Annotated in this window: 7 protein-coding genes; all 7 read left to right on the top strand. The window is 45.1% G+C overall.

Translation table 11 applies throughout. The features are described 5' to 3' along the window. The first annotated feature begins 830 nt into the window (after nucleotides 1-830). Nucleotides 831-1,730: a glucose-1-phosphate thymidylyltransferase RfbA gene (gene rfbA, locus GPL15_RS12125; RefSeq protein WP_215698933.1), complete on the top strand. Its 900-nt coding sequence runs from the start codon at nucleotides 831-833 to the stop codon at nucleotides 1,728-1,730. A 114-nt stretch (nucleotides 1,731-1,844) separates the two neighbouring features. After that, entirely contained in the window at nucleotides 1,845-2,867 is a 1,023-nt protein-coding gene (gene rfbB / locus GPL15_RS12120; protein ID WP_215698932.1) for a dTDP-glucose 4,6-dehydratase, read from the top strand. Between the two features lie 5 nt (nucleotides 2,868-2,872). Further along, complete coding sequence (rfbD, locus tag GPL15_RS12115; RefSeq protein ID WP_215698935.1) at nucleotides 2,873-3,724, top strand: dTDP-4-dehydrorhamnose reductase; 852 nt, start codon at nucleotides 2,873-2,875, stop codon at nucleotides 3,722-3,724. Nucleotides 3,725-3,761: 37 nt separating this feature from the next. Then, entirely contained in the window at nucleotides 3,762-5,114 is a 1,353-nt protein-coding gene (gene glmM, locus GPL15_RS12110; protein WP_215698931.1) for a phosphoglucosamine mutase, read from the top strand. Nucleotides 5,115-5,666: 552 nt separating this feature from the next. Next, entirely contained in the window at nucleotides 5,667-7,334 is a 1,668-nt protein-coding gene (gene leuA, locus GPL15_RS12105; RefSeq protein ID WP_215698930.1) for a 2-isopropylmalate synthase, read from the top strand. A gap of 152 nt (nucleotides 7,335-7,486) precedes the next feature. Beyond that, nucleotides 7,487-7,987 carry a hypothetical protein gene (locus GPL15_RS12100; protein ID WP_215698929.1) on the top strand — a complete coding sequence of 167 codons (501 nt, stop codon included), beginning with the start codon at nucleotides 7,487-7,489 and terminating at the stop codon, nucleotides 7,985-7,987. A gap of 321 nt (nucleotides 7,988-8,308) precedes the next feature. Then, nucleotides 8,309-8,575 (top strand): hypothetical protein (locus tag GPL15_RS12095; RefSeq protein WP_215698928.1); only part of this gene is annotated, 267 nt, incomplete at its 3' end.

The following is an 8,575-nucleotide window of genomic DNA, read 5'->3' as shown; positions in this document are numbered from 1 at the left end:
TCAGTTTCTGCCCGTCTTTTTCTATCCCTGGAGCCTAAGTTTCACTAACGGTTTCCAGATGGCTTTCATCCCCGAAGGATGCCCCTTGGCCCGTCCGCATCCAAACATCCAGTCCGTCCCCTCGTCCCGCTTCCCTGCTGGTGTTCTCTAGCTCAAGTAATTAAAAACAATTTAACATCACCCCTCAAGGCATTTTCGGAAATGCCTTGAGGGGTGATGTTAAATGGTGTGGGGATTTACATTAAAGGGTGAAGGCATTTTCGAAAATACCTTCACCCTTTATTTCACCCAAATAAAGATTTGGGGAAAGGAAGTAGTAAGGGCAAAGAAGAGTCTGACTGGGATGTTGTTTGGTATTTCGTGCAGATTATGACATAGAGGTTTAAAGTAACTGACGTGGGGATTAACAGTAAAAGGTCAAGGCTTTTTCGAAAATGCCTTGACCTTATACTTTAATTTTTTTAATTCCAGAGCCAGAGAAAACCAGCAGAAAAGTGGGGAGGGCGGACGGCGGGAACGAAGACCGGAGCGCGGAACGGGGGGAAACAAACGGTACAGGGGTCGTGTGAAAGCCTTAGTTCCACTTAACGGTTGGAATCAGATTCCTGTACCGTTTGTTTCCCCCCGTTCCGCGCTCCGGTCTTCGTTCCCGCCGTCTGTCCTCCCCGCTTTTCTGCGTAACGTTCTCACCTAAATCCCAATTCTCCCCTTTTATTAAGAAAAAATTCATAGAATCCCAATCCCCCGGTATTTGCAAAATGAAATCCATTGTGGTATATTACTAGTAATTATGCGCACCATACAATTTTAATTACTATTAGGAGGAAGTTATGAAGGGAATTATCCTTGCAGGCGGTTCAGGAACGCGTTTATATCCGCTGACGAAAGTTACTTCGAAACAGTTGCTGCCAATTTATGATAAACCGATGATTTATTACCCGCTGTCAGTGCTCATGAATGCGGGAATCAGAGATATTTTGATTATTTCTACGCCGGACGATACACCCAGATTTGAATCTCTATTGGGGGATGGACATCAGTTCGGTGTTAATTTAAGTTATGCAGTACAGCCAAGCCCGGATGGACTGGCCCAGGCATTTATTATTGGGGCAGATTTTATTGGGGAGGAATCGGTAGCCATGATCCTGGGAGATAATATTTTCCATGGACAGGGGCTTAAAAAGCGTTTGAGAGCGGCGTCCGCGAAGAAAAACGGCGCTACGGTGTTCGGTTATTATGTGGATGATCCGGAACGTTTTGGTATTGTGGAATTCGATTCCCAAGGGAAGGCTGTTTCTATAGAAGAAAAGCCTGAAAAGCCCAAATCCAACTATTGTGTGACAGGGCTTTATTTCTACGACAATAAAGTGGTTGATTATGCCAGGAACTTGAAACCGTCTTTGCGCGGAGAACTGGAGATTACTGACTTAAACCGCATTTACCTGGAAAATGGAGAGCTGGATGTGACGCTATTAGGACAGGGCTTTACCTGGCTGGATACGGGAACCCATGAATCCCTGGTGGAAGCCACCAATTTTGTGAAGACCATTGAAGACCACCAGCACCGCAAGATCGCCTGCCTGGAAGAGATCGCATATCTTAACGGATGGATCACAAAAGAACAGGTGCTGGAAACTTATGAGATTTTGAAGAAAAACCAGTATGGCCAGTATTTAAAAGACGTTCTTGACGGAAAATATATTGATAAGCTTCATAATAAAGATAATTAATAAGATAAATATTAAGAAAATTAATTAGAAAATTAATTAGAAAATACAGCCCGTCTTGGACAGCCATAATATAGAAGATAAAGATGCCGTAAGACGGCGGAATGAGAGGGAAATATGAAGATAATTGTTACCGGAGGAGCCGGTTTTATCGGAGGAAATTTTGTACACCACATGGTAAATAAGTATCCGGATTATGAAATCATCAACCTGGATGCGCTGACCTATGCAGGAAATCTGGAGACATTGAAACCGGTTGAAGACAAGCCGAATTATAAATTTGTAAAAGGCGATATTGCGGACCGGAAATTCATCTTTGATCTGTTTGAAAAAGAAAAACCGGATATGGTGGTGAATTTTGCAGCGGAAAGCCATGTAGACCGTTCCATCACGGATCCTGAGATTTTTGTGAGAACGAATGTGATGGGAACTACCACCTTATTGGACGCCTGCAAGGAATTTGGCATCAAGAGATATCATCAGGTATCCACAGATGAGGTTTACGGGGATCTTCCTTTGGACAGGCCTGACCTGTTCTTTACGGAGACAACTCCCCTTCATACATCCAGCCCCTATTCTTCTTCCAAAGCGAGCGCGGATTTATTCGTACTGGCGTATCACAGGACATTTGGGATTCCGGTGACCATTTCCCGGTGCTCCAACAACTATGGCCCTTATCATTTTCCGGAGAAATTAATTCCGCTGATGATCAGCCGTGCCCTGGCGGACGAAGAACTGCCTGTGTATGGAGACGGAGCCAACGTCCGTGACTGGCTGCATGTTTCAGACCACTGCCAGGCCATCGATTTAATCATTCATAATGGCCGTGTAGGGGAAGTTTATAATGTGGGCGGACATAATGAACGCACCAATTTAGAAGTGGTACAGACCATTTTAAAGGCTCTTGACAAGCCGGAAAGCCTGATTAAATATGTGAAGGACAGACCGGGGCATGATATGCGTTATGCCATCGATCCGACGAAATTGGAAACAGAGCTGGGCTGGAAGCCGCAGTATACATTTGATACCGGCATACAGCAGACAATTCAGTGGTATTTAGACAACCGTGAATGGTGGGAGCATATTATCAGCGGCGAATACAGCAGCTATTTTGAGAATATGTATGGAGACAGACTGTAATGGGAATGAAGATTTTAGTGACCGGCGCCAAAGGGCAGCTGGGGACGGATGTGATGAATGAACTGGCTAAACAGGGCCTGGAAGGGATGGGCGTGGACGTGGCGGAGATGGATATCACAGATCCGGATGCGTGCCGCAGAGTAATTTCTTCTTCAGAAGCTGACGCAGTTATCCATTGTGCTGCATATACTGCAGTAGATGCAGCAGAAGATAATGTGGAGGTCTGCCACAAGGTCAATGCGGTGGGAACCCGCAACATCGCAGAAGTCTGTCATGATTTGAATATTAAAATGATGTATATCAGCACCGATTATGTCTTCGATGGAGAAGGTGAACGGCCATGGGAGCCGGATGATCACCGCACCCCTCTCAATGTCTACGGACAGGAGAAATACGAGGGAGAACTGGCGGTGGAGGAACTGATTGAGAAGTTCTTTATCGTCCGCATCGCATGGGTGTTCGGGTTAAATGGATCCAACTTCATTAAGACCATGCTCCGTCTCGGAAAAGAGCGGGGAGCGGTGAAAGTGGTCAATGACCAGATCGGTTCGCCGACCTATACCTATGATTTGGCCAGACTTCTGGTGGATATGATCCAGACAGATAAATACGGAAGATATCATGCGACCAATGAGGGGCTGTGCAGCTGGTATGAGTTCGCAAAAGAAATTTTCCATCAGGCAGGCATGGATGAGGTTTCAGTTACCCCTGTGGACAGCGACGGATTTCCGGCTAAGGCAAAAAGGCCTAAAAACAGCAGGATGAGCAAGGAAAAACTGACTGAAAATGGTTTCCAAAGGCTTCCGTCCTGGCAGGATGCCCTGAAGCGTTATCTGGCCGCATTAGAGAATGTCTGAAAATCAAACGAAATTGTTAAGAGAGGAATTATGAAGAATGGGTAAGTATTTTGGGACAGATGGTTTCCGCGGAGAGGCCAATGTAGATTTAACAGTTGAGCACGCATACAAAGTAGGCCGTTTTTTAGGATGGTACTATGCAAAAAAAACTCCTGATTCCAAATGCAGGATTGTAATCGGAAAAGATACCCGCCGAAGCAGTTATATGTTTGAATATTCCCTGGTGGCCGGTTTGACCGCGTCGGGGGCTGATGTATATCTGCTTCACGTTACCACGACCCCCAGCGTTTCCTATGTGGTCCGTACGGAAGAGTTTAACTGCGGCATTATGATTTCAGCCAGCCATAACCCATATTATGACAATGGAATTAAAGTCATCAACGAGAAGGGAGAAAAGCTGGAAGAGAGCGTGATTGAGGAGATCGAACAATACTTAGACGGGCTGACCGAAGAGATCCCGCTGGCGAAAAAGGATCAGATCGGCCGCACCGTGGATTATGCGGCGGGCAGAAACCGGTATATCGGATATCTGATTTCCATTGCAACCCGTTCTTTTAAAAACAAAAAAGTAGCTCTCGACTGTGCAAACGGAAGCGCGTCTGCAATTGCGAAAAATGTCTTTGATGCGCTGGGAGCGGAAACACATGTAATCAACAATGAGCCAAATGGTCTGAACATCAACACCAACTGCGGCTCCACACATATAAACGTGCTCCAGCAGTATGTAAAGGACAACGGCTGCGACGTCGGATTCGCTTACGACGGGGATGCCGACCGCTGTATCGCAGTCGATGAAAATGGCAGCGTAGTGGACGGCGACCACATCCTTTATATCTGCGGAAAATACATGAAACAGCAGGGAAGTTTGGTTAACAATACGGTAGTGACCACCATTATGTCCAACTTCGGGCTGTATAAAGCTTTCGACAGAGAAGGCATTTCTTATGAGAAAACAGCCGTAGGCGATAAATATGTCTATGAAAATATGTCCCAGAAGGGCAACTGCCTGGGCGGCGAGCAGTCCGGACATATCATTTTCAGCAAAAATGCAACTACAGGAGATGGAATCCTCACATCCCTGAAGGTGATGGAGGTCATGCTGGAGAAAAAAGAAAGCCTGGCAAAACTGGCTTCCGAAGTTGAAATCTTTCCTCAGGTGCTTAAAAATGTGAAAGTGAAAGATAAAGCGGCAGCCCAGAGCGATCCTGTCGTGCTGGCCGAGGTAGATAAGGTTTCCGAAAAACTGGGGGACGACGGAAGAATCCTTCTGCGCCAGTCGGGTACGGAACCGGTGGTCCGCGTCATGGTGGAAGCGTCCAGCCAGGAATTGTGTGAAAAATATGTAGACCAGGTGATAGACGTTATGAAGGCACAGGGACACATGATTTGATCTTAGACAATCTGATTGAATGAGGCTTGATTAACCATTTCCCATGCCCTGATGCCATAGAATGGAATCAGTGACAGCGGGGAAAGGCGGATGATAAATGGTCGTTGCCCTGAAGCAGTTCAGACGGATGAGCCGTCTGAACTGTTTCTTTTTCCTGCTGTTTCTGTAAAAATCAGCGCAAAATCCGTTTAAAAATGGATTGTCATGTTTTTTTTGTTATGCTATAATAGATTAACGTTATGACGGAGAGGTCAGAGAAAGTCCTGGATGGAATACGCCCGGGCTTTTTGTGTATCAGACTTTCCCGACAGCGATTTTATAAGTAAAGGAATGATGAAAGATGGGGTTAGACCTATAAGGGCCACGATGTTCATTATTAGAAAATACAGCGTGATTTACCGACTCCAAAGCCTGGGCTGAGAGTTTTTAAGAATGTACGGGCAGTATTTTTAAATAATAATTTGCAGGCGTAAAGATCCCGGAAATTGTGAGAGGGATCAATCATCCGCTTAAAATCAAAGTGCCGCCGATGTGGCAGAAGGAGAGGAAATCATGTTAAATTATCAGAGATATAAAAGAGTACCAGTTGTAGATTACCCGGAGAGACAGTGGCCGAACAATGAGATCCAGAAAGCGCCGGTTTGGTGCAGCGTGGATTTGAGAGACGGAAACCAGGCTTTGATTGAGCCTATGGTTGTTGAAGAAAAGATCGAGATGTTCAATTTATTGGTGAAGCTTGGATTTAAGGAAATTGAAATCGGATTTCCGGCGGCCTCCCAGATCGAATTTGACTTTTTAAGACAGCTTGTGGACCGTAAGATGATTCCAGACGATGTACGGGTCCAGGTTTTAGTCCAGTGCCGTGAGCATTTGATTAAGAGGACATTTGAAGCGATCCAGGGTATTAAGAATGTTATTGTACATATTTACAATTCCACTTCCACGTTACAGAGAGACGTTGTGTTCAATAAGAGCATGGAAGAGATTAAGGAAATCGCGATTATCGGCACGAAATTAGTGAAAAAATATGCAGATCAGTTTGATGGAGAGATTTTCCTGGAATATTCACCGGAAAGCTTTACCGGAACAGAACTTGATTTCGCGCTTGATATCTGTACCGCGGTTCAGGAAACATGGGGAGCGACGCCGGATAAGAAGATCATTATCAACCTTCCGTCAACGGTTGAGATGACAACTCCTAATGTTTATGCCGATCAGATTGAATGGATGAATACACACTTCAAAAACCGTGACAGCATTATTTTAAGCGTTCATCCTCATAATGACAGAGGCTGCGGCGTGGCGTCCACGGAACTGGCTCTTTTAGCAGGAGCGGACAGGGTGGAAGGAACGCTGTTCGGCAACGGAGAGCGTACCGGCAATGTGGACATTTTGACCGTTGCGTATAATATGTTCGCTCAGGGAATTAATCCTGAACTGAATATTGAGAATATCCGAGAAATCAGTGAAGTATATGAAAGATGTACGAAGATGGATATCCATCCAAGACATCCTTATGCAGGAAAGCTCGTATTTACCGCATTTTCCGGTTCCCACCAGGATGCGATCAACAAGGGCATGCAGGCGCTGCATGAGCGGAACAGCCAGTACTGGGAAGTACCGTATCTGCCCATCGACCCAAGCGATATCGGAAGGCAGTACGAACCGATTGTCCGCATCAACAGCCAGTCCGGCAAGGGCGGCGTAGCATTTGTTATGGATACATTCTATGGATTCAAGCTGCCTAAGGGCATGCATAAGGAATTTGCTGATGTCATTCAGGCGATTTCAGAGAAACAGGGTGAGGTTGCTCCTGAACAGATCATGGATGAATTCAAACGTCTTTATATTGACAGAAAAGAACCGATGCATTTCCGCAAGTGCCAGATTACCGATACGGAGATGGAGAACGGCGAGTTTGCAACGCTGGCAAGAGTTGTTTATACAAACAATGGTATTGAAAAGGTATTTGAAGGCGTTGGAAACGGACCGATCGATGCGATTCAGCAGGGACTTCATGACGAACTGGGAATCAGCACCAAAGTGCTGGATTACAATGAGCATGCATTGGGAGCAGGCGGTAACGCCCAGGCGGCATCTTACATCCACATGCTGGATGTGAAGACAGGACGCACCACATATGGCGTGGGTATCAGCTCCAACATCACCAGAGCATCCATCCGCGGTATTTTCAGCGCGGTGAACCGCTTATTCTATTAATAATACAGCCGGAATACAGAGCGTGTTTGAATGCAGCAGGACTGTATTTTCAAATGCGCTCTGATTGGTTTAGGGGGAAATCATATGAAAAGATTTGTAAAGGGGATTTTTACTGCAGTGATCGCAGGCAGTTTATCACTGAGTTCATTCTAGTGTCTTTCGCTGCATGGCAGCAGTCGCAGGATGGAAGATGGTGGAATACGGATTCATCAGAACGCGGATATTCAGTCGGCTGGACTGAGTTAGATGGAAAATGGTATTATTTTGATGAAAATGGATGGATGCTTTCGGATACTATGACTCCGGATGGCCTGTTTGTTGGGAGTGACGGCAGCTGGGTACAGCCGGAATCTCAGGCATCGGTGAAAATTAAGGAACCGGCGGATGCGGAAGCATTTTGTAATGAGATTTTTGGCACCAGAGATGACGAATTAGGCGCTGATTGTTATTATTCTTATATAGATACTGTAGAATATCAGGGAAAGAATTATTATGTGATGGAATTCAGAGTGTTTTTTGACGGAGCACAGAAAAGCAGTTATTGGAGTCATTTAGGTGTTGCTGAGGATAAAAGTGTGGTATATCAATGTTTTAGACCAGCGGCAGGACAGACGTTTGCGGATACATTCGGTAAGCAGGTGTGGCCCAAATAATTGGATATGATATCAGCAAGTTTTGTGGTGAATAAATAGCAGGTGTTTTAGAAGGACAGTTTGGAGATTCCGGGCTGTCCTTTTTTATCTTTATATTCTGTTAGAGTGCAGATGGCAGGATAGCAATTTGAAGCCCCGTTCTGGAAGTATGAGAGTTAGGGAGTATTTGTGCATTATATTAGAATAATGGAATAAAAAGGTTACAATATAATTTTACAAGTTTTACCAAATTGTAACCGAAATGTAACTGCCGGTTGTTATAATATCTTCATAAATATTTGAAAAAAATATAATATATAAAACCGGAAAGGCGGTAGTTGCGTGAAAAAGAAAAGAATAATTAGAAGGATGCAGCAAAAAATACTTGCATTTATGCTTGCATTTATGATGGTTTTTGGAAATACCGGTGTGGGTCTTATGACGTCCTATGCAGATGAGATAGGAACTCAGGAGGAGAGCGCAGCGGTAAGCGGAGAGACTGGAGGGGACAACGAAAGTGGAAGCGAAGAAACTGGGGACAACGAAAGCGGAAGCGAAGAAACTGGGGACAACGAAAGTGGAAGCGAAGAGGCTGGAGACAGCGAAAAC

This window comes from Clostridium sp. MCC353 (assembly GCF_018785315.1).
Taxonomy (GTDB): Bacteria; Bacillota; Clostridia; order Lachnospirales; family Lachnospiraceae; genus CHH4-2.
This window is presented reverse-complemented; position numbering and strand designations above follow the sequence as displayed.

Bases quoted from the DNA above. Each gene is read 5' to 3' on its own strand.
- glmM (WP_215698931.1), top strand. From the start codon at position 3,762: ATGGGTAAGTATTTTGGGACAGATGGTTTCCGCGGAGAGGCCAATGTA.
- leuA (WP_215698930.1), top strand. From the start codon at position 5,667: ATGTTAAATTATCAGAGATATAAAAGAGTACCAGTTGTAGATTACCCG.
- rfbA (WP_215698933.1), top strand. From the start codon at position 831: ATGAAGGGAATTATCCTTGCAGGCGGTTCAGGAACGCGTTTATATCCG.
- rfbB (WP_215698932.1), top strand. From the start codon at position 1,845: ATGAAGATAATTGTTACCGGAGGAGCCGGTTTTATCGGAGGAAATTTT.
- rfbD (WP_215698935.1), top strand. From the start codon at position 2,873: ATGAAGATTTTAGTGACCGGCGCCAAAGGGCAGCTGGGGACGGATGTG.